The 25,082-nt window shown below is 69.0% G+C and carries 1 protein-coding gene; it reads right to left on the reverse strand.

The genetic code is table 11. The features are described from left to right. Positions 1-90 precede the first annotated feature (90 nt). Positions 91-25,047 carry a non-ribosomal peptide synthase/polyketide synthase gene (locus tag OYT95_RS09435; protein ID WP_268791262.1) on the reverse strand — a complete coding sequence of 8,319 codons (24,957 nt, stop codon included), beginning with the start codon at positions 25,045-25,047 and terminating at the stop codon, positions 91-93. Between the last annotated feature and the right edge of the window lie 35 nt (positions 25,048-25,082).

Raw genomic sequence — 25,082 nt, forward strand, 5'->3', positions numbered from 1 at the left:
GCTTGCGTGATCGTGCTGTCATCTACTTCGTTTCGACCCGACTGAACCTCTGCATCGTAGTGATGGCCGCGGTCAGGGGCGGCAGCTGCTTCACGGTCCGGAGTGGCCTCCCGATCCCCGCAGTCTGCGGCCGATCACTGACACCGGTACACGCCCGACCATGTCTGCGTGCACAGCATCGATGCGGTGTTCGGTGACGTCACCGCCGAAGTGTGTCCGCCAGTCCGGAACGAGTTCCGGATGATGATCGAGATCATATGCGGCCGTGAAGAACACGGCGTCGCCGTCGAAGCGCCGGGGCTGATGTGTCGACGCGATCTGTTCGAGACGGATGAGGAGCTCGCCCAGCGACTGCACCCGATCGGCCGACACCGCGGCTCCGAGCTCGGCCGGAAGGTCCAGATCGGGCCGGTTGTCGCCGAGGTTCACGAGCGCCGCGCGGTGTTCCGGCAGCAGGGTGTCGAGCATCGCGAGGGTGGCCACTTCGTGGCCAGCTTCGTGTAGTTGCACGGCCATTTCCTGTGCCACGGTGCCGCCCAGCGACCAGCCGAGCAGGTGGTACGGTCCGGCCGGTTGCACCGTGCGGATGGCGTCGATGTGGCGAGCGGCGAGCTCGGCTATGGACAGGGGCAAGTCCGCGTCACCGGTTGCCTGCACTCCGTACAACACACGTCCGGGGAGATGTTCTGCGAGGCCCGTGTAGCACCACGCGATTCCCGCCGCCGGGTGGATGCAGAACAGTGGCGGACCATCGCCCTCTCCTCCGAGGCGCACCACAGCGGCGAACGGATCGTCGGACGAAGACTTACCAGATTCGATGCGCTTGGCGAGTCGCGCGGCGGTGGGATCGGTGAAGAGCCATTGCAGCGGCACGTCCCGGCCCAGCCTCGTGCGCAGTTCATCGGCCGCTGTCACCGCGCCCATCGAGGTGCCGCCCAGCGCGAAGAAATCTTGATCCGCACCGATGAAATCCATTCCGATGACGTTGGCCATTACCTCGGCGACCACCGTCTCCAGATATCCGGATGGCGGTGTCATTCCTGGCATGTCCGAATCGAATTCCGGCTCGGGAAGCGCGGATCGGTCGACTTTGCCCGACGGCAGAACCGGCAGGCTGTCGAGCACGACGACGGCGGACGGCACCAGATGTCGGGGCAGGACAGCGCGGGCGAATTCGCGCACACTGTGGGGGGTGTCCGTGGAGTCCGGCTCCATCACCACGTAGGAGACGAGGACGAACGGTCCACCGGGAGCCACGACCGGCGTGGTGATCACGAACCGGACGTCGGAGTGCCGCGCCAAGGCGACGTCCACCTCGGCAGGTTCGACGCGGATGCCGTGCAGCTGCACCTGAGCGTCGTTACGTCCCAGATAGTCCAGGGCACCGTGTGCATTGCGGCGCACGAGGTCTCCGGTGCGGTACATCCGGTCGCCAGGTTTCCCGTACGGATTGGGGACGAACTGCGTTGCAGTGAGACCACCCCGCCCGAGGTAGCCACGGGCGACGCTGCTTCCGGACAGGTAGAGCTCACCGGTCACGCCGTCGGGCACCGGGTGCAGCCTCGGGTCGAGCACGAGGGCGGCGGCAGCGTCGATCACGTCCCCGATGTCGACTCCGTCATCGACGCCTGCCGGCGTGAGCGGTCCTACGACCGACGCCAGGATTGTGAATTCCGTGGGACCGTAGGCATTGAAGAGCCGATGATGCGACGCCCAGGTCGCCGCCAATGCGGAGGGTAGGCGTTCGCCGACCGACACCACGGTCCGGGGCCCTTCGTCACCCAGGCTGTCGGCATCGAGAGTGGCCAGCACGGTGGGCGTCGCGACGAGATGGGTGATGCGCTCCCGGCGCACCACCTCGGCCAGCTGATCGCCGGCATAAGTGAAGTCGGGGGCGATCACCAGGCTGCCGCCGGATGACAGCGCGTACAGCATTTCGAACAGTGAGGCATCGAAGGTCGGGGAGGCCAGCTGGAGAACCCGCACGGCGCCGTCGATGTCGAGCACTGGCGCTTGTGCGGCAACCACATTCACCAGGCCGCGATGCGGCACCACGACGCCCTTCGGTGTTCCGGTGGTGCCGGACGTGTAGATCACGTACGCGGCGCCCTCCACCTGTGAGTACTTCTTAACCGCGGGTGGTTGATAAGTACTCACGGGTGGGAGCCAAGGGATTGTGGCTGGGAGCTCGGCGACGCGTTCGGGCACGGTCAGACCGACCACGGCACCGGAGTCGGCGAGCATCCATTCCAGACGCTCGGTGGGATGCGTCGGATCCAGCGACAGCCAGACCGCACCCGCTTTCGCCACAGCCCACACGGCGGCCACCCAGTGCCGGCCACGACCGGTGGCGACCGCGACCACATCCTCGCGTCCGACGCCACGGTCCGAGAGCGCCCGGGCCCACCGTTCCGCCACGTCGTCCAGTTCTTCGTATGTCCACTGCACGGCGCCGTCTTCTACGGCGACGGCGTGCGGGGTGGCCCGGACCTGTGTCTCGAAGATCTCGGCGAGAGTCTTCGGCTGATAGTTCCGTGCAGGGCCACTGACGAGGGCCGCACGTTCGCTCGCCTCGAGGATGTCGATGTCGCCGACCACCTCGGACGGATCGGTCAGGGCTGCGTCGAGGATTCGATCGAAGCGCTGCGCCAGCGCCCGGGCGGTGGAGTCGTCGAACAGGTCCGTGGCGTACAACAGCCGCAGTGTCAGCTCCCCCACCGACTCCGTGAAATCCCACACCAGGTCGAATTCGGCGGTGGCAGTGGCGGATCCGATCGAATCAGTCTCGGTTTCGGGCAGACCGCCCGGCCGCGGCGCCGCGTGTTGGTACGCGAGCATCACCTGGAACAGCGGGTTGTACGAGGTAGAGCGGCGGGGTGCCACGCGCGCAACCACGTCGTCGAACGGCACGTCGGCGTGGGCGAACGCGTCGAGGTCAACCGAACGCACCTGTTCGAGGAGCGCGGCAAAGGTTGCAGCAGAGTTCACTTCGGTGCGCAGGGCGACGGTGCCGACGAACATCCCCACCAGCGCGTCGAGCGCCGGGTCGGGTCGACCGGAAACAGCGGTCCCGATCACGACGTCCGGGTGCCCACCTTCGCGCGACAGCAGAACGGCGAGCGCCGCGTGCAGCACCATGAACACCGTCACGCCCTGACTGCGGGCGACGTCGGACAACCGTTGACGCACTTCGGGGTCCAGGGTCCACTCGACAGTGGCGCCCGTGTGGCTCGGTTCGGCGGGCCGCGGACGGTCCGTGGGCAACGCGATCGGGGCGTCGACGCCGTCGAGCGTCCGGGTCCAGTAGCCGAGCTGGGCATGGGCGACACTGGCAGGGTCCGCGGGGTCGCCGAGCACGTCGCGCAGCCACACACTGTAATCCGCGTAATCGACGGGAAGCGGCGCCCACTGTGGTTCACGTCCTCCGCGGCGAGCGGCGTAGGCGGCCTCGAGGTCGGTGGCCAACCGGTCCATGGATCCGCCGTCCAGCGCGATGTGATGCACGACGGCGGCAAGCACGTGGTCACCGTCGGCTTCGGACCACAGTCGCACGCGCAGCGGGGTATCCGACTCCAGGCGGAAGGGTCGCCGCACGAATTCCGCGACCTCGGCGGACACGTCGGCGCCGTGGACGGGATGCAGGTCGATGTCCACGGGGACGATCACCTGGCGTGGTCCGCTGTCGTCCATGGGAAAGACGGTGCGCAGCACGGCATGCCGCTGCACCACGTCCGCGAGTGCGTGCCGCAGTGCGCCCAGGTCGATGTCGCCTCCGAGACGATGCACGAACACGAGATGGTGCATGGAGGCGCTCGGATCGACGCGGTGAAGCAGCCACATCCGTTGTTGCGCCGGCGACAGCGGAATCCGGGCGTCCGGGTCCCGTCGCACCAGTGGAATGCGTGTCGCAACCGTGTGCCGCTGGTCGAGCCACACGGCCATCCCGGCGGAGGTGGGATGCTCGAACAGCGCTCTGACGGGTACGTCCACGCGGAACGCCGCCGACAGCCGTCCTGTCACCGCGGTGGCGGAGAGGGAGTCGCCGCCGATGTTGAAGAAGTTGCTGTGGGCACCGACGCTCACCTCGCCGAGCACTGCCGCGAACACCGCGGCAACCAGTTCCCCGGTCACGGTCCGCAGTGGCTCCGGCGAGTCGGTGTCGTTGTCGATGTCGTTCGCTTCCAGCGCCTGCACGTCGAGTTTGCCGTTGGGGGTGAGCGGTAGGCTGTCGCGGATCATGATCCGCTGCGGCACCAGGTGTGCCGGGAGATGCCGGATCAATTGCGCGCGGAGCGACTCGGCGTCCACAGCCGACCCCGTGACGAAGGCGACCAGCCGTCCGTGGTGCAGCAGCACCACTGCCTGAGTGACATCGGGCTGCACCAGCAGTGCGGCCTCCACCTCGGCGGGCTCGATGCGCATGCCGCGCACCTTCACCTGACGATCGGCGCGTCCGACGTACGACAGTGTGCCGTCGACGCGACGGTGCACCACGTCGCCGGTGCGGTAACGGCGGATTCCGGATTGTCCGGCAACGAAGTTCGCGGCCGTCAGCGCTGGGTCCGCGACGTAGCCGAGGGCCAGTCCCAGACCCTCCAGGTACAGTTCGCCGACGCCCCCGAGCGGTACCGGACGCAGCCGGTCGTCCAGGACCGTAGCTGTCGTGCCGGGGACGGGTGTGCCGATGACGACGTCGGCACCCACCTCGGCCAGGGTGGCCACCACCGTGGATTCGGTGGGTCCGTAGGCGTTGAGCATCAGCCGCCGTTCGCTCCACGCTGCGGCCAGCTCCGGGCTCAAAGGCTCGCCGCCCACGGCGACCACGCGTAGGGCGTTCAGTTCCCGCGGCTCGAGGGTCGCCAGGACCGAGGGGGTGGAGAGGTAATGCGTCACGTCCTGAGCGGTGAGAAGGTGCTGCAGTTCGGCGCCACCGTAGACGTCGGGGGGTGCAACCACGAGGCAGGCGCCCGAACGGAACGCCAGCAGCATCTCGAGCAGCGCCGCGTCGAAGGTGGGGTTGTAGCCGTGCAGCACCCGCGCCGCGGGGTGCACTCGGTACCGGCGGACGGCCTCGTCGGCGAGAGCGCCCAGTCCGCGGTGGGTGACGGCCACGCCCTTCGGGGCGCCGGTCGATCCGGACGTGTAGATGATGTACGCCATTGACGGTTGCGCCGACTCGTGCGCCTGCGCCACCATCGCGGCCCGGCGTTCGGCGGGGTGGGTCGGGTCGAGCGGCAGGAAGGTGGCCCCGGTCCGGGTTGCGGCCCAGAGTTCGACCACGAAGTCGATCGAGCGCGGCATGCAGATTTCCACGACGGTTCCGGGTCCGGTGCCCTCGGCGCGAAGCTGACCGGCCCGCAGTTCCGACGCCGAGGCCAGTTCGCGGTAGGTGAGTGTCCGGGTGCCGTCGGTGAGAGCCGGACGGTCGGGGTGCGCGGCAGCAGTGGACAGGAGGATGTCGGTGAGGGTGCGGGTGTCGTCGGCGGGCCCACCGGTGAGCGGTGGCGCCGGAGCCAGAGGGATCTCTCCCACCAGCACCTGCGGATCGAGTGTGACAGCGTCCAGCACCTGCCCCAGCAGGGACGCCAGTGAGGCTGCGGTACCGCGATCGAACAGGTCGGCGGCGTAGGCGACGGCCCCGTCCATACCGCTGGGCTCCTCGTCGTCCCAGTGCTCGCGAACCGTCACGTGGAGGTCGAATTTTGCTGTACGAGTATCGACTTCCCGAACTTCCACGCGAAGGCCGGCCACGTCGACGGCAGGTAGGTCGAGGTTCTCCACTGCAAGTGCGACCTGTGGTGTGCGTCCCCCGAGCAGGTCGGCGATCGATTCGAAGGGCACGTCGGCGTGCTCGAACGCATCCACGTCGAAGTCGCGCACCTGGGCCAGTAGTCCTGCGAACGGCATGTCCGGCTGGACCTGCGCTCGCAGCGCGAGGGTGTTGACGAACATTCCGACCAGCGGGTCGAGGATGCGGTCCCCGCGGCCGGCGACCGCGGTGGCAACGGTGACGTCGCGCTCGGCACCGAGCCGCGACAGCAGCACCGATAGCGCCGCGTGCAGCACCATGAACGGCGTGGCGCGGTGGTCGTGAGCCAATCGGTGCACCGCTCGCTGGACCGCGGCGGGGATCCGGAAGGTCACAACCTCGGCGGCGCCGTCCGGTGCGTCGATGCTCGGTCGCCTATCCGGGATGAGTGCGGCACCCGACTCGGCACCGTCGAGCGCGCGCCGCCAGTGCTCGATACCGCGCGCCGAGTACTCGCTGCGGAGCAGTTCCTGCTCCCACAGCGCGTAATCGGCGAAGTGGATGGACAACGGCGCCCAGCCGGGTGCGTGGCCGGCGCGACGAGCGTCGTAGGCGGCAAGCATGTCGGTCACCAGAGGGGTGAGCGACCAGCCGTCGGCGGCGATGTGGTGGAGCACCACGGCCAACACGTGCGAGTCGGGACCGATCTGCAGCAGCCGGACCCGCAGGGGCATTTCGCAGGTGAGGTCGAACCCCTCGGACGCGAATGCGGCCACCACGGATTCCACCGACTCCGGGTGCGTGTCCTGGGGTGTGAGGTCCAGTTCGCCGGCGGGGAGGATCTGCTGGTGGGGCAGTTCCCCCGCCGCGGCGGGGTACTGGGTGCGCAGTACTTCATGCCGGGCGACGACGTCCGCAAGCGCCGCCGACAACGCGAGCACGTCGAGTGGCCCGTCCAGGCGGAGTGTCGCGGGCTGGTTGTAGGCCGCGGACGACGGGTCGCGACGGTTGAGCACCCACATCCGGTACTGACTGCGCGACAATGGAATTCGATCCGTCCGTGGCCGCGAGATGAGCGGGGGGCGCAGATCCGGTTCGGGGACGGCACCATCGAGGACGGTGGCGAATTCCGCAATCGTGGGGTGGGCGAAGAGGCTGCGCAACGGGACCGGGTGACCCATCACCTCGGAAAGCCGCGCGGTCAGCTGCGTAGCCAGCAGCGAGTTGCCACCCGCATCGAAGAAGTGCGCTCCGCGACCAACCTCGGGCAGTCCGAGGACTTCGGCGAAGACCGCGGCCACGGCACGTTCGGTATCCGTGGCGGGCGGTTCGTGCTCACCCGCACCGAGTTCCGGCGCGGGCAAGGAACGCAGATCTAGCTTGCCGTTGACCGTCTGCGGCGGCGAATCGAGCACCACGACGACCGTCGGTACCAGGTACGACGGCAGCAGTTCGGCCAAGCGACGCCGTAGTCCGTCCGCGTCGAAGTCTGCGTGCTGCGGCAACACATAGGAGACGAGTGAGTCGGAGCCGGCGGGTGTGGGGCGCACGATCGTGGCCGCGAAGTCGACGTCGGCGACTCGGGCGATGGCGGCATCGATCTCACCCGGTTCGACGCGGACGCCTCGGATCTTGACCTGGCTGTCGTTGCGGCCCAGGTACTCCAGTTCGTCACCGCCTCGCCAGCGCACCAGGTCACCTGTACGGTACAAGCGTGCGCCCTCCGGTCCGGCGACGAAGCGTTCCGCCGTCAGCCCGGGTTGTCCGGCGTAGCCGCGGGCCAGCGCGCCGCCCGACAGGTACAGCTCACCGGGCACCCCCACCGGCACGGGGCGGAGCCGCTCGTCGAGCACGAGGGCTGCGACGCCCGCGATGGGTGTGCCGATGGTCACCGGCGCTCCGGAAGACAGCGGACTAGTCGCGATGGTGTACATCGTCGATTCGGCGGGGCCGTAGCCGTTGATCAGCCGGCGACCAGGGGCCCACCGGTCGACCAGTTCGGCTCCGAGTCGCTCGCCGCCCACCATCAGTACTTCCAGGTCGGGCAGTGCGAAGTCACCGACGGTCGCGAGAACGGTAGGGGTGATACAGGCGTGGGTGATCCGTTCGCGGCGAAGCAACTCACCCAACGAGGGACCGGCGAACTCCGTGTCGGACGCAATCACGAGTGTGGCCCCGGACGCACCTGCGATCAGTACCTCGAGCAGGGTCATGTCGAACCCGGCGGCGGCGCGGTGCAGCACCCGTGACCCCGGCGCGGCGCCGAAGCGCGACGCGACGTCCGCGTCCAGCGCGCCCAGGCCGGAGTCCGTCACCACCACGGCTTTGGGTGTGCCTGTGGTGCCGGACGTGAACACCACGTACGCCGTACCCGTCGCCCGCGGCAGGCTGTCGACGATGTCCCGCATCGCGGCCACCCGCGCTTCGGGCAGAGCCGGGTCTATCAGGACGGGCGCGGCGCCTGCTTTCGCGATCGCCCACAACCTCACCACCGACTCGGTCGAACGAGGCGCCGACCAGACGACGCACTCGCCCGGCCGCACACCCGATTCGAGCAGTTCACGGGCGACGACGTCGGAGCGGGCGTCGAGTTCCCGGTACGTCAGTTGCGTGCCGGAGTCGCGGACCGCCACGGCATCCGGCGCCACCTGGGCGCCGCGAGTGATCATGGCCCGCAACGTCAGCGCTCCCGGTGTGCGGGGCCCGATAGCTGGGACCAGGACGGAACGCTCGCGCGCGCTCAGCAAGTCCACATCGCCCACGGAGATGTCGGGGTTGGCGGTGACCGCCTCGAGGAACCGCACCAGCTGCGCGGCGAACTCGACCACGGTGGCGTGGTCGTAGAGTTCCGCGTTGTAGCCGAAGTGGAGTGCCATCGGCTCGCCGGGGCCGGGCTCGGCAACGGTGAGCTGCAGATCGAAGTTCGCGTGCTCGACGTCGGGGATCACCGGGGTCACGGTCAGCCCGGGCAGGGTGAGGTGTCCGGGCCGGTGTCGCTGCATCGACAGCGCTACCTGGAACAGCGGGTGGTGCGACGCCGATCGCGGCGGGTTGAGCAACTCCACCAGCGTCTCGAACGGCATGTCGGCGTGGGTGTAGGCCGCGATGTCACGTTCGTGTACGTGGGCGAGCAGTTCGGTGAAGCTGGCGGTCGGGTCGATGGTCGCCCGCAACACCAGAGTGCTCGCGAACATGCCGACTACGTCGTCGAGTTGCGGGTCGGTGCGGCCGGCGACCGCGGTGCCGATGGGCACGTCCCGGCTGCCGCTGTACCGAGAGAGCAGCACCGCGAGTGCGGAATGCAACACCATGAACGTCGTGGCCCGGTGGGTGCGTGCCAGTACGGCGAGTGACTCGTACAGCGCGGTACCCACCACCACCGAGTGGGCGGCTCCCTCCCCCGACGGGATGGCCGGGCGGGGACGGTCGGGCGGGAGCGTCACCTGTTCGGGCAGCCCCGCCAGGGTTCGCGACCAGTAGTTCGACAGTGCGTTCTCGGCGTTCGCGCTGTCCTCGGCCAGCATCCGACGCTGCCAGATGCTGTAGTCGCTGTATTGCACGGGCAGTGAGGACCATTCGGGTCCGGTGCCATTCAGTCGGGCCGAATACGCCGCCAACGTGTCCCTGATCAGTGGGGTCAGCGACCATGCGTCGGCGGCGATGTGGTGGACCACCAGGGTGAGCACGTGGGCGGTTGCGGCGGTCCGGTAGAGGCGCACCCGAAGCGGCGGCTCTGCGGCCACGTCGAAACCGTCACCGGTGAGGGCTCGGATGTGGGCGTCGACGGCGTCGGCGGGAATGGCGATCGCAGTGAGGTCCAGCGGGATCTCGTCGGCCTCGAGCACCAGCTGCTGCACACCGTCGGGGGTCCGCGGGTACACAGTGCGCAGGGTGGGGTGTCGTTGCACGACGTCGCGTGCCGCGGCGGCAAGTGCCTCCACGTCGAGTTCGCCGTCGAGTCGGACGATGAGCGGAATATTGTATCCTGCTGCGCCCGTGTCGAACTGGTTGAGAATCCACATCCGCTCCTGCGCCGGCGAGAGTGGAAGCTGCTCACCGGCGGCGACTGGCACCAGCGGCGGTCGGTGGCGGCCGTCCCCGGCCCGCTCCTCCACCCGCGTCGCCAGCTCGGCGACGGTGGGTGCCTCGAAGAGGTCGCGGACCGTCACGTCCGTGTCGAAAACTGCGCTGAGCCTGGCGGCCACCCGGGTGGCGATCAACGAATTGCCGCCCAGGTCGAAGAAGCTCTGCCGGGCGCCGACCTCGATGCCGCCGAGAAGCTCGGCGAACACACCCGCGACCACTTCCTCGATCGGCCCGTGGGGCGCACGGGCGTCAGCAGCGAGGACGGCCGCCGGTTCGGGCAGGGCGTGACGGTCCAGCTTCCCGTTGGGGGTCAGCGGGAGGGTCGGGACGGGCACCACCGCGCCCGGTACGAGGTATTCGGGTAACACCGACCGCAGGTGGCCGAGGAGTGTGCGCGGGTCCGCTGTGCTCACCACGTAGGCCACCAGCTGGTCACCGACGGCGCTGCCCCGCAGCATCACTGCGGCGTGCTCGACGTCGGGACGCCGCAGAAGTGTCGCCTCGATCTCTCCGGGCTCGATGCGGTAGCCGCGCACCGCCACCTGGGTGTCGGCGCGGCCAAGGTGGTCGAGTTCACCGTTCGAGAGGTATCGGGCGAGATCTCCCGTCCGGTACATGCGGGTGCCTGGGGCGAAGGGGTCGGCCACGAACCGTTCCGCGGTGAGGCTGGGCCGTCCCTTGTAGCCGCGCGCGACCTGGGCGCCGGAGACGTACAGTTCGCCGACCGTCCCCGGGGGCACCGGGTGCAGCGATGCATCGAGGACGTAGGTGCGCAGTCCCGGCAGCGCCCTGCCCACGGACCGGTGGTCATCTCCCGCCTTCAGGTCGTGACGGGTGACGTGCACGGTGGTTTCGGTGATGCCGAACATGTTGACCGCGCGCACGTTCGGGTGGTGGCCAAGCCATGACGCCACGAGGGTGTGGTCGAGTGCCTCACCGCCGAAGATCAGCAGCCGCAGCGAGGAGCTGTCGATGTGCTCGACGAGTTGTCCGAAGGCGGACGGTGTCTGGTTGAGGACGGTGACGCCTTCGCGTACCAGCAGGTCGGCGAAGTCGCGGGGTGAGCGGGCGAGGTACCGGTCGACCAGTACGAGTCGCCCGCCGGTGGTGAGGGCGCCCCACATCTCCCAGACCGAGAAGTCGAATGCGTGTGAGTGGAACATCGTCCACACGTCGCCCGGGCCGAAGCCGAATTCCTCGCGGGTGTTGGCGAGCAGCGACAGTACGTTGGCGTGGGTGACCAGTACGCCCTTCGGCTGCCCGCTGGAGCCCGACGTGTAGATCACGTACGCCGCTCCCCCATGTGAGCGGCGAGGCGCACCCGAGGACACATTGCCACTCACCTGCGGCATTTCGGAGATCACGACCGCCGGCGCGGCATCTTCGAGCAGGTAACGGATGCGTTCGGCGGGGTAGTCGACGTCGATGGGCAGGTATGCGGCGCCGGCGCGGATCACCGCGAGCATCGCCACCACCAAATCGACCGAGCGGGGCAGGACGAGGGCGACCAGGTCTTCGGCGCCCACACCGGAGACCCGCAGGATTTCGGCCATCTCTGCGGACCGGTGATCCAGTTCTGCGTAGGTCAGCGTGGTGTCGCCGAACGTGATCGCCACGGCGTCGGGATTCTCGGCGGCGCGGTGCTCGAACAGTTCCGCCAACGACGACTCTTCCGGGACTGCACCGTCGCTACCCGAGACACTCGCTTCGCGTTCGGACTCGCTGAGGACGTCGATCGACCCCACATGCATACGCACATCGGTGGTCACCGCCCGCAGAACCCGCAGCAGGCGCTCCGCCCACCCCTCGACCGTCGCGGATTCGAACAGCTCTGCCGGATAGGCGAATATGCCGTCGAGTCCGACGGGTTCACCATCTTCGTTGCGCTGTTCACGGACCGATACTTCGAGGTCGAAGCGGCTGGTGCCGGTGCCCAGTTCACGGCCGCGTACATCCAGCCCCGACATCGTGACGGCCGGGACGGACTCGAAGTTGTCGTACGCCAGCATCACCTGGAACAGCGGGTGGTGCCCGACGGAGCGGGTAGGCGCGACCGCATCCACGATCAGGTCGAACGGCACCTCGGAATGGGCGAACGCGGCGAGGTCCGTTTCCCGAACGGCGGCGAGTAAGGAGTCGAACCCAGCGCGCGGGTCGATCCTGCTGCGGAGGGCCACGGTGCCGACGAACATGCCGACCACGTCGTCGAGCGCCGGGTCGGTGCGCCCCGACGTGGGTGTTCCGACGGCGAGGTCGTCGGCACCGGTGATCTTGGACAGCAGGACGGCGAGTGCGGCGTGCAGCACCATGAACGGCGTCGCGTTCTGCTGCCGAGCCACGGTTTCCAGGCGTCGGTGCAATTCGGCGGGCACCACGAACGGGAGGTGTCGGGCGGTCAGCCGATCGGTGCCCGGTCGTGGCCGGTCGGTGGGCAGCGGCAGCAGGGTGGGCAGCCCAGCGAGTGCGGATGTCCAGTAGTCGAGTTCGCGTCGCATACGACTGTCGGGGTCGGCGGCGTCGCCGAGGACGCGGCGCTGCCACCGGGCGTAGTCGGTGTAGGCAACGGGAAGCGGTGCCCAGTCGGGAACGCGGCCGGACGTCCTCGTGTGGTAGGCGATGACCACGTCACGGATCAGCGGCCCGAACGACAGGCCGTCGACGGCGATGTGGTGCAACACCACTGCGAGGGTGTGGCGGTGCGGCGCGACCTCGAACAGGGCGGCGCGCAGCGGTGACTCGGTGGTGAGATCGAATCCGCGGACGGCGAAGGCGGTCTCGTCCTCGGTGGGCGCGAGGTCGACTGCGGCGGGGACGACCTTCTGGACGGGTCCGGTCTCGGTGTCGGGGAAGACGGTGCGCAGCACGGCGTGCCGGTCCACCACATCGTGCAGGGCGGCGGACAGTGCGGCGGGGTCCAGGTCACCGTCGAGGTCGACGGCGAACGGAACGTTGTAGGCGGGAGACTGGGGGTCGACCCGGTTGAGCAACCACAGCCGTTGCTGCGCGTAGGCGAGCGGCGCCGGCTGGTCGGCGTGCTCGGCGACGAGCGGTGGACGCTGGTCACCGCCCTCTTCGATCAGAGCGGCCAGGGCGGCAACGGTGGGGCGGTCGAACAGGTCGCGCACACCGATGCGCAGTCCGGACATCGCTGACAGGTGCGAGACAACCCGGGTCGCGGACAGCGAATTTCCGCCCAGAGCAAAGAAATCAGCTTCGGCGCTGATGTCGGGGATCCCGAGGACAGCTGCCACTGCGTCCGCCACCGTCTGCTCGACGGGGGTCTGCGGGGGCCGGGTCGCCGCCGGAAGTTCGGGTGCGGGCAGGGCGTCACGGTTCACCTTGCCGTTCACCGTGAGCGGCACGGCGTCCAGCACGGTCACAATGGCGGGCACCATGTAGTGCGGCAGCCGCTCCGCCGCGTACGCCCGCAATGCTGCGGGGTCTAGCTCGACGGTGCCATGGACGTACGCGGCGAGGACGTTGTCGTGCAGCACCGTGACGGCGGTGTCGACGCCGGGCGCCGACCACAGCACCGCGTCGATCTCGCCGAGTTCCACACGGAATCCACGGATCTTGAGTTGGCTGTCGGCGCGGCCGACGAACTCGAGGGTGTGGTCCGCGGTCCAGCGCACCAGGTCGCCGGACCGATACATACGACCGTATCCGTACGGGTTCGCGACGAATCGTTGCGCCGTCAGGGCAGGTGCACCGAGGTAGCCGCGGGCCAGCGCCGGACCCGACAGGTACAGCTCACCGATGACACCCACCGGCACCGGCCGAAGCCGGGCGTCGAGCACCACCGCGGATGCACCGCGGATCGGACGCCCGATGGTGATCGGATCGCCGGGCTGCAACTCACTGCTTCCGGTGGCCCACACGGTGTGTTCGGTGGGTCCGTACAGATCCACGACAGTCCGGTTCCGGGCCCATCGCTCCAGCACATCCGGCGGGCACGCCTCCCCCACCACAGCCAGGAAATCGAGTGAGTCCAGGCCTTCCGGATCCATCAGCGCGGGCACCGAGGGGGTGGTAGTCCAGTGGGTGACGCGTTCGCGGAGGAGCAGGTCCTTCAACTCGTCTCCGCCCACCACGCCGGGTGGGGCGACCACGAGCGTGGCGCCGCCGATGGCGGCCACCAGAATTTCGTGGAAGGCGCCGTCGAAGCTGGGGGCGGCGAAGTGCAGGACGCGGGAGTCCGGTTCCACTCGGTAGCGGGCACGGACCTCGGCGGCATGGTTCGCGACGCCGCGGTGCGTCACCACGACGCCCTTGGGCTCACCTGTCGACCCGGAGGTGAAGACCACGTACGCGGGGTGATCCGCCGAGAGCGGCCGGACGCGCTCGGCGTCGCCGATCGGTGCCGAATCCCCCTGCTGGTCGCGCGCGTCGATCCACACGATGCCGTCGGGAACGAGCTGCGCGTCGTGCGCGATCGCGACGCGCACTCCAGCGGCGGTGAGGATGCGGGCGGTGCGTTCGGCCGGATGGTCCAGGTCGATCGGCAGCGACGCGGCACCGCTACGGGCAACGGCCCACACCGCGGTCACCGAATCGAGCGACCGCGGCAGCAGCAGTGCCACCGCGTCCTCGGGTCCGATGCCCAGTCCGATCAGCTTGCGCGCCAGTCCGTTCGCTCGCTCGTCGAGCTCACGATAGGTCAGCTCGTCGTCACCGCACCGCACCGCGACGTCGTGGGAGTTGTCACGGAGAAGCTCGGGAAGCGTGATCGGCGAGAGTGCTGTCGGGCCGTGGGCGGGGACCAGGTCAGCAGCCTCGGACTGCTCGAGCAGGTCGAGATCGCCGACGGCCACCGACGGGTCCGTCACGGCTGTCTGCAGCACTCGCTGCAGCAGTCTCGACCACCGGGCGATGGTGGCACGGTCGAACAGTTCTGTCGGGTAGGCGATCACGCCGTCGAGTCCGGCTGCGGTGCCGTCCTCGTCGTGCCGTTCCCGAATCTCGATCTCCAGGTCGCAGCGGCTGACGCTGCTCGGGGTGTCGCGACTGCGTACGGTGACGTCGTCGAAACGAATCTCGGGTTCGGTGAAGTTCTGGTAGGCGAGCATCACCTGGAACAGCGGGTGATGCGTGGTGGAGCGGGTCGGCGCGACGGCGTCGACGACCCGGTCGAACGGTTGCTCGCTGTGCGCGAATGCCGCCAGATCCGCGACGCGGGTGGAGGAGACGAGATCGGCGAACGGGAGGCTCGGGTTCACTCGGGTACGCAGGACGATGGTGCCGACGAACATGCCCACCAGATCGTCCAGGACGGGATCGCCACGACCGGACACCGGCGTGCCGACGGCGATGTCGTCGGCTCCGGTGAGGACGGCCAGGGTGGCAGCCAAGGCACTGTGCACCACCATGAACGGGGTGGCGCTGCATCGCCTGGCCAGTTCCTCCACGGCACGGTGGGTACTCGCGTCCACCATGAAGGGGACACGATCTGGGGTGGTTGCCCTCGCCGGCCGCGGCCGATCGGTGGGTAGCTGCAGCCGCTCCGGCAGTCCGTCGAGGGTCGTCTTCCAGAACGCGAGGTCTCGGTCGGCGCCCTCCTCCACGATCTCCCGGTGCCATCGGGCGTAGTCGCCGTACCGGACGGGTAGGGCGTCCCAGCCAGGAGCGTGGCCGTCCCGTCGCGCGCGGTACGCGGCCATCAGATCGCGGGTGAGCGGAGCGACCGACAGTCCGTCGAAGACGATGTGGTGGGCGGCGACGACCACGGTGAAGCCGTGGGACCCGCGGTCGAAGAGCCGGACGCGAATCGGTATATCCCGGGTGAGGTCGAATCCCTCGGTTGTCAGTGCGGTGATCGCCTCGCCGAGTCCGTGCTCGTCGATCAGAACCGGACTCAGATCGAGTGGCACGCCGGATACCAGTTGCACCGCTCCGGTCTCGGTCTCCCGGAACACCGTGCGCAGTGGCTCGTGGCGGTCCATCACGTCCCGGATGGCCGCGGCCAGTGCGTCCACGTCGACGGCTCCGCTCAGGTCCACCGCGAACGGGACGATGTAGTCGGCAGAGCCGGGATTCATCCGGTCGAGGAGCCATAACCGGTCCTGCGCCGGCGCGAGAGGCGCTTCGCTCCCGTGCGCCTTTGTGGTAGCCAGAGCAGCCGAAAAGGCGCACGGGCTGTGGAGCAGCCTGGATGTCAGCGCCGCCACGGTGGGAGCCTCGAAGACGTCGCGCACACTCACCTGCCGGTCGAGCGCATGCCCGACCCGCGACGCCAGGGTGGTGGCGGTGAGCGAACTGGCGCCGACCGCGAAGAAGTCGGTCTCGGCATCGATCGACGGCAGGCCGAGTACGTCGGCGATCACCCGGGCCACGACCTCTTCGGTGGCGCCGCGCGGCTTCCGTGACCGCACCACGGACGCCCCCGGCTCGGGCAGAGCGTCCCGATCCACCTTGCCATTGGCGGTCAGCGGCATCGCGTCCAGCACCGTCACCGAACCGGGCACCATGTAGTGGGGCAGCCTGTCGGCCGTGAATGCTTGCACGGCAGCCGGTTCCACCGATCCGGTGACATACGAGGCCAGCGTTGTACCGCGCACCACGGTCACGGCGCTCTCGACCCCGGGTGCCGCCCGCAGTGCGGCGTCCACCTCGCCGAGTTCCACCCGGAACCCACGGATCTTCACCTGGTTGTCGGCGCGCCCCACGATCACGAGTTCGTGCGACGGCGTCCACCGGGCCAGGTCGCCGGAACGGTACATCCGGGTGCCGTTACCGGACGGGTACGCGATGAACCGCTCCGCCGTCAGCCCCGCCCTGCTGTGGTAGCCCCGGCCGAGGCTCTCCCCTGCCAGGTACACCTCGCCGGTCACACCGACCGGAACCGGACGCAGCCGCGAATCCAGCACCAGCACTTCGGTTCCCTCGATGGGGCCGCCGATGGTCAGCGGACCGCCCGGTGTGAGGGGGTCGCTCATGAAGTTGACGATGGTGGTTTCGGTCGGCCCGTACCCGTTGACGACTGTGCGGCCGGGGGTCCATCGCTGAGCGAGTTCCCACGGCAATTCTTCACCGGCCAGGTCGATCACGCGCAGGTCCGGTACCGACGACGGCTCCAGTGACGCCAGCACACTCGGTGTCACCATCACGTGGGTGACGCGTTCGCGGCGCAGCACGTCGGCCAGTTCGTCGCCCGCGAGCACCCCGGGCGGCACGATCACCAGGGTGGCACCGGCGGTGAATGCGAGCAGCATCTCGTTGACGGACAGGTCGAACGACGGCGACGCGATGTGCGCCACCCGCGCTTCCGAATCGAGGAGTCCCAGCATCGCGTTGGCGTCGGCCAGTGGCGCCAGCCCGCGGTGGGTCACGACGACACCCTTGGGTCTGCCGGTGGAGCCGGACGTGTAGAGCACGTAGGCCGGATGATCGACCCGTAACGGACGAACGCGGTCCCCGTCGGTCACCGAGGCCGCGTCACCCGAACCGTCGGCGACGTCGATCCACACGATGCCTTCGGGCACGCTCGACGAGTCGGCGGCCAGTGCCACCGCGGCACCGGAGTCGTGGAGCATGTACGCGATCCGCTCCGGCGGATATCCCGGGTCCACAGGGAGGAATGCGGCACCGCTACGCGTGACGGCCCACACGGCGACGATCGACTCGACAGACCTCGGCAGCATCAGGGCCACCAGGTCCTCGGGTCCGATCCCGCGCGCGATCAGCCGCCGCGCCAACCTGTTGGCCCGAGCATCCAGCTCGCGGTAGGTGACGTCGACGCCGGCGCACCGCACCGCCACCCCGTCGTGCCTGCCATCGAGAAGTTCGGGCAAAATCGCGGCCGGAACGGCGACCGGACCGACGCGTGGTACCAGTGCGGCATGTTCGTCCGGCTCGAGCAGGTCCAGATTCCCGACCGTCACCGACGGATCCGATGTTGCGGCGAGGAGTATTCGCTGCAGCAACGCCATCCACCGGTCGATGGTCTCGGTGTCGAAGAGTTCACGCGGGAAGTTCACGTCCGCGTGCAGTCCATCCGGGCTGCTGTCGTCCGAGGCTCGCTCGCGTACGGTCAGGTCCAGGTCGAACGGTCGAGCGTGGGTCTGGACGTCCCGCACCCGTGCTGACAGACCAGGCAGTGTCACCTCGGCTGCACCGAAGTTCTCGTACGCCAAGATCACCTGGAACACTGGGTGCTCGAGCTGACCGGATTCCGTACCGTGCTGTCGCACGACCTGTTCGAAGGGCACGTCGGCGTGTGCGAAGGCTCCGAGGTCTGCTGCCCGGACCGTCTCGAGGAGGTCCGCGAAGCGCGCGGCGGGGTCGATCCGGGTGCGTAGCGCCAGGGTGCCGACGAACATGCCGACCAGATCGTCGAGTGCCGGGTCCGGGCGACCACCCGTGGACGTGCCGACGACGATGTCGTCGGTGCCGCTCAGGGCACGCAGCAGTACGGCGACCGCTGCGTGCAGCACCATGAACGGGGTCACGTCGTGCTCGCGCGCCAACCGGACCAGCGCACGGTGCTGTTCGGCGCCCACGACGAACGTTGTATGTCCCAGCGTGAGCGCGCCGGCGGGCCGCGGTCGGTCCAGCGGCAACGGCAACACTGCGGGGAGCTCGTCCAATGCCTCTGCCCAATACGCCAGTTGGCGGGCGGCGAGGCTGTCGGGGTCTTTGGCGTCTCCGAGGACTTCTCGCTGCCACAGCACGTAGCTCGCGTACTCCACGGGCAGCGGCGCCCAGTCGGGAACGCGGTCGGCGGTGCGCGCAGCGTAGGCGACGGTGAGGTCGCGCAGGAGCGGCCGCAGGGACAGTCCGTCGACGGCGATGTGGTGCAACAGGATGGCAACGGTGTGCCGGTCGTGGGCACGCTGCGACAGGGTCACACGAATCGGAACCTCACGAGTGAGGTCGATTCCTGAGCCGGCAACGCCTTCCAGAACGCAGTCCGCCTCCGCGAGCACCACTTGCTCGTCCAGCGAGGGGAACACCGTGCGCAGCATCCGATGCCGGTGTTGCACATCCCGGACAGCGGCCCGCAGAGCCTCCACATCGAGGGTGCCGTCGAGGTCCACCTCGAATCCCATGGCGTAGGGATCGGTGGCGGGGTCGCGCTGGTTGACCAGCCACAGCCCCTGCTGCTGCGCCGACAGCGGCACCGGTCCCGACGTCTCGCGTCGGACGAGCGCCGGGCGTTCGGCGGCCCCTGTCACGTGGGCGGCCAGTTCGGCCACGGTGGGATGGTCGAAGATGTCGCGCACCGAGACCCGACGTCCCAGCACCGACCCCACTCGGGCGGCGAGACGTGTTGCTCCCAGTGAGTTTCCGCCGAGGTCGAAGAAACTGTCGTCGATACCGATGCCCGCGGTCCCAATTTCGGCAGCGAATGCGGCAGCCACCAGTTCCTGCGTCGCGGTGCGCGCTCCCCGGCTCGATACCGTCCGGATCACGGGTTCGGGCAGCGCCGACCGGTCGATTTTCCCGCCGCGCGTCAGCGGCAGGTGCCCGAGCACGGTGACGGACGCCGGAGCCAGGTGCCGGGGCAAGTGCTGCGACGCGAAGGCCGTCACCGCGTCGGTGTCTACGTCGGTTCCGTGGACGTAGGAGTGCAGGGTGCCATCGCGGGCGATCGTGACCGCCGTGTCGACTCCGGGAGCGACCCCCAGGACCGCGTCGATCTCGCCGAGTTCTACGCGGTAGCCGCGGATCTTCACCTGATCGTCTGCGCGTCCGGCGAATTCGAGGTGGCGCGAGGCGGTCCAGCGGACGAGGTCTCCGGTCCGGTACATGCGACCGTCGCCGTGCGGGTTGGCGACGAAGCGTTCCGCCGTCCACCCGGGCCTACCGACATATCCGCGGGCGAGGCCCGGCCCGGCCAGGTACAGCTCTCCCACCGCGCCGACGGGGACCGGACGCAGCGCCGCGTCGAGCACCAGCACCGACATGCCGTCGATGGGACCGCCGATGGTCACCGGGTCATCCGCGGCCAGTGGTCCGGTGCCGGTGGCCCAGATGCTGGCCTCGGTGGGCCCGTACAGGTTGAGCAGGGTGCGGCCGGGCGCCCACCGCGACACCAGTTCCGGTGGGCACACGTCTCCGGCCATCGCGACGACGCGCAGGCGCTCGAGACCGTCGGGCTTGGTGAGAGCGAGGACAGCCGGGGTGGTGGTCCAGTGGGTGATGCGCTCACGCTGCAGGAGTTCCGTCAGTTCGTCGCCGCCGTATACGTCGGTGGGCGCGAGGACCAGCGTCGCACCGCACGCCGACAGCAGTTCGTGGACGGACGCGTCGACGCTCGGCGACGCGAACGCCAGTATCCGCGACCCGCTGTCCACGGCGTAGGACTTCCGGAGGGCCGCAGCGTGACTCGACAGCCCCCGATGGGTGACGACGACACCCTTGGGAGTGCCGGTCGACCCGGAGGTGTAGATGACGTACGCGGGATCGTCCACCCGCAGCGGGCGCACCCGATCGGCGTCGGTGACGGGGGACGGATTGTCGCCGAGGTACTGCATGTCGCTGTCGGTGAGTACTGCGCACGCCCCGGAGTCGGCGAGGATGTGCGCCACACGCGATTCGGGGTAGGTGGGATCGATGGGCACAAACGCCGCACCGGTCCGGGTGACCGCGCACAACGCGGTCACCCATTCGACGGAGCGCGGCAGCAGCACGGCCACCACGTCGCCGGGGCCGAGGCCGCGCTGGATCAGGTGGTGTGCCAGCCGGTTGGTCCGGTCGTCGAGTTCCTCGGGGGTGAGCTCGATGGAATCACTCACGACTGTGATGCCGGTGTCGCCCAGCAGCGTGGGCAGGGTGGCGGCCGGTGCGGCGGCGGGTCCGTGTTGCGGGACCAGTGCGGCGCGGTCGTCGGGGTCGAGCAGGTCCACAGTGCGCACTGGTGCGTCGGGGCGCGCCACCATGGTCCGCAGCACCCGATCGAGCAGTCGAGTCCAGCGGTAGACGGTGGTGTCGTCGAACAGTGCGCGGGAATAGGTGATGGTCCCGAGCAGCCCGGCGGCAGAACCGTCCGGAGAATGCTGCTCGGCCAGTGCCAGTTCCAGATCGAAGCGTGCGACCGGCGCGGGGACGGCGTACGGGCGCACCGTGAGACCGGGCAGGGTCAGTTCGGGTTCGGTGGCGGCGTTCTCGAATGCCAGCGCGACCTGGAACAGCGGATGATGCGGCGCCGATACCCCACCCGTCACGGCGTCGACCACCTGGTCGAACGGTGTCTCGGAATGCGCGATGGCGTCCAGGTCGGTGCGGCGGACGTCCGACAACACGTCGGCAAATGTCTGATGCGCGGATACCCGGGTGCGGAGCACGACGTTGCTCACGAACATGCCGACCAGCGCGTCGAGCGAGGGATGGGTGCGCCCCGATAGCGCTGTCCCGATGGCGATGTCGTCGGTGCCCGCCAGCGCACTCAATGTGACGGCCATTGCGGCGTGCACCACCATGAAGGGCGTCGAATCGTGTGTCCGCGCGAGTTCTTCCACCGACCGGTGCAGGGCGGCGTCGAACGCCAGCGGTACCGCCCCCGCCGGGTGCAACCCTGCTGCGAGGCGGGGACGGTCGGTGGGCAGCGGCAGCAACTCGGGCGCACCGTCGAGTTGAGTGGTCCAGTAGTCGATGTCGCCGGGGGCGGCGGCTTCCACGATGCCGCGATGCCATTGGGCGTAGTCGGTGTACTGCACGTCGTGCTCGGGCCAGCTCGGCGCGGTGCCGGAGCGACGTGCCCCGTAGGCGGTGATCACATCACGGGTGAGCGGCGCGAACGACAGACCGTCCATCGCGATGTGATGCGCGATCACGACGAGGGCGTGGCGGGTAGGGGCGAGCCGGTAGAGGCGGATGCGCACAGGCGTCTCGGTGGTGACGTCGAAGCCGCGACCCGCGAGTTCGGCCACGGCGGCGTCGAGTGCGTCGGGCTCGAGCCCGACTGGTGTCAGGTCCACGACGGCGGGGGTGACCACCTGTACGGGACCGTTGTCGGTGTCGGGGTAGACGGTGCGCAGTACCACGTGCCGGTCGAGGACATCGTGCACCGCCGCAGCCACACTCGACGCATCCAGCTCACCGTCGAGTTCAACGACGAACGGCACGTTGTAGGCGGGCGATTCGGGCGCGGCCTGCGCCAGGAGCCACAGTCGCTGTTGCGCGGGTGCGAGTGGCGCTGTGCTCCCGTCGGCGTCAGAACGGCGCAGAGGCGGTGTGGCCACCCGCGAACGCGAAGCGCTGACTCTGGCAGCCAGCAACGCGAGGGTGGGTGCCTCGAAGATGTCGCGCACCCCGACCGCGTGTCCTCGGGCCGAGAGCCGGGCAGCGACCTGCGTCGCAGAGAGCGAATTTCCGCCCAGCGCGAAGAAGTCGGCGTCGGCTCCGACGGAATGCAGTCCGAGAACGTCGGCGATCACCGCGGCCACGAGTTCTTCGACCTCGCCGTGCGGCGCGCGGGACGGTGACACGACCGGTTCGGGGAGGTCCGCGCGGTCGACCTTGCCGCTGGCGGTGAGCGGCATCTGCTCGAGCACGGTCACCGACGCCGGCACCATGAAGTGCGGAAGCCGGGCGGCGGCGAAGTCGAGCACTGCGGCCGGGTCGGTGGCGCCGCTGACGTACGACACCACGGTGCCCGAGGACATTCCCCCGTGTACGACGGTGACGGCGTGGTCGACGCCGGGCGCTGCGGTGAGCACGGCGTCGATCTCTCCGAGTTCCACCCGGAAGCCGCGGATCTTCACCTGGGTGTCGGTGCGGCCGACGAACTCGAGCTGGTGGTCGGGGGTCCACCGCACTCGGTCACCGGTGCGGTACATCCGCGACCCGGCGCCGTGCGGGTAGGCGACGAATCGCTCGGCTGTCAGCCGGGTGCGCCGGTGATATCCCCGAGCAAGGCACTCCCCCGCCAGATACAGCTCCCCGACCACGCCGACGGGGACCGGACGGAGTCGGCCATCGAGCACGAGTGCGTCGGTGCCCGGAACGGGACGGCCGATCGTGACCGGCTCTCCCGGTACCAGGGGTGGGCTGAACAGGGTGGTGACGGTGGCCTCGGTGGGCCCGTAGCCGTTGACCATGACGCGGTCGGGCGCCCACGCCGCGACCAGTGCGCCGGTCAGCGCCTCGCCGCCGACGTCGAGGACACGGAGGTCGGGTAGCTCCGACGGCACCAGTGTGGCTACGACCGCGGGGGTGAGTATGGCGTGCGTCACGCGCTCCGTGCGCAACAGCTCCGTCAGCATCTCGCCCCCGAAGACGTCGGGCGGCACGATCACCAGCGTGGCTCCGGCGGTGAACGCGAGCAGCAGTTCGTCGAGGGAGATGTCGAACGACGGGGAGGCGAAGTGTGCGACGCGGGCGGAGTCGTCGACGTCGTAGAGTCCGTCGCGCGCGGAGGCCAGGCCGGCCAGGCCGCGGTGCGTCACCGTCACCCCCTTGGGCGTGCCGGTGGAGCCGGACGTGTAGAGCACGTACGCGGGGTGGTCGAGGCGCAGTGGGCGGACACGATCGGTGTCGGCAACGGGTGACGAATCGCCGGGCCGGTCTGCCACCTCCACCCAGTCGATTCCGGCGGGCACCACCGAAGCGTCTGCGGCCAGTGCCACCGTGGTCCCGGAATCGGCGAGCATAAATGCGATCCGCTCTGCCGGGTAGCCGGGGTCGACGGGCAGGTAGGCGGCGCCCGAGCGCGCGACGGCCCACAGTGCCACCACCGATTCGGGTGAGCGCGGCAGCATCACGGCCACCACGTCTTCGGGGCCGATACCGCGCTCGATTAGCCGATGGGCGAGCCGGTTCGACCATGCGTCCAGCTGTCCGTGCGAAAGGTCGACGCCCGCGTGCCGCAGTGCGATTGCGTCGGGGTCACGCAGTCCGGCGTCGAGCAGGTCGGGCAGGGTTGCCGGCGGGACAGCCTCCAGGCCGGCGCAAGGAACCAGTGACGCCTGCTCGGTCTCGTCTAGGATCGGCAAGGCCCCGACCGCAGTGTCGTCACCCGCGCGGACGAACGATTCGAGGAAGTTCAGGAACCGGCGGTACTGGCCTTGCAACTCGGTTTCTTCGTAGAGCGTGGGGTTGGCCTCGAAGTCGATGCGTGTACCTCGGCCAGTTACCGATGGGTAAAGATTGAGTGCGAGGTCGTCCACCGGACCGCTGGTAAGTGGATGGAAGACGCCGACGACGTCTCCGAGCACGATCTCCTGGTGGTAGATCATCAGGTTCACGGTGGGACCGAAGCCGCCGCGCCGCGCACCGCCGTCGGGGAGGTCGCGTCGCATGTCTTCGTATCGGTAGCGCTGGTGCCGCAGCGCCCCGGTGAGCTCGAGCTGCACCCGTCGGACGAGCTCCGCACCGCTCACGTCGGCGTCCACCTGCACGCGCAGCGGCACGATGTTCGACACCATGCCGGCCGACCGCCGTGTGGCCGCGGTGGTGCGGGCAGAGACGGGCAGGCTCAGCACGATGTCGGTGTTTCCGGTCATCCGTGCGAGGTAGGCGGCGAACGCGGCGATGACGACGGGGACGTCGGACGAATTCCAGCGTCGCGCAACGTCGCCGATGCGCTCGGACACGCCACCGTCGATGGTGCCGCCGACGAGCAGTGAGGGTGAGACGGGCGGGGCTTCGCGGTCGGTGAGACGGGTGGGTTCGGGCAAGCCGGCGATGCGCTCCGCCCAATAGTTTCCGTCAGTCTCGAACCGGCTCGTGGAGCGGTAGGCGTCTTCGGCGTCGTACAGCTCGCGCAGGCTCAGTGCCTTGGACGGCGGCGGTTCGGTGCCGTTCACGAGGTGGCTGTAGATCTCGGCCACGCGGTTGGTGAGCACCATGCCGCCGTGGCCGTCGATGACGATGTGGTGGACGCGGGAGAACCAGAAGTAGTGGTCTTCGCCGACGTGCAGCAGGGTGGCCATGATCAGCCGGTCTTTCAGCACGTCGAGCGGCCGGCTGTATTCCGCGGTCATCCAGCGGTGGGCTTCGGCGATTGCCTTGTCGACGCCGCATAGGTCGCGGTAGGAGATCGCATCGTCGATCTCGACATCCACCACCTGCAGAACCTCGTCGCCCTTATCGATGAGGCTGACGCAGGGTGACTGGAGCTCGCGGCATGCACGATCGGTGGCGTCCACCAGGGACCCCACGTCGACGCGTCCCTGGATCTCCACGTACTGGGCGACGTTGAGGGGCACGCTAGGGTCGAGTTGCTGGGCGAACCAGATTCCCTGTTGTGCTCTCGACAGGGGGAACTCACTCACGTGATTGTCCCCCGTCCATGTTTCCCGATCCGAGC

Source organism: Rhodococcus sp. JS3073 (assembly GCF_026810085.1).
In the GTDB taxonomy this organism is placed as follows: Bacteria; Actinomycetota; Actinomycetes; order Mycobacteriales; family Mycobacteriaceae; genus Rhodococcus_F; species Rhodococcus_F wratislaviensis.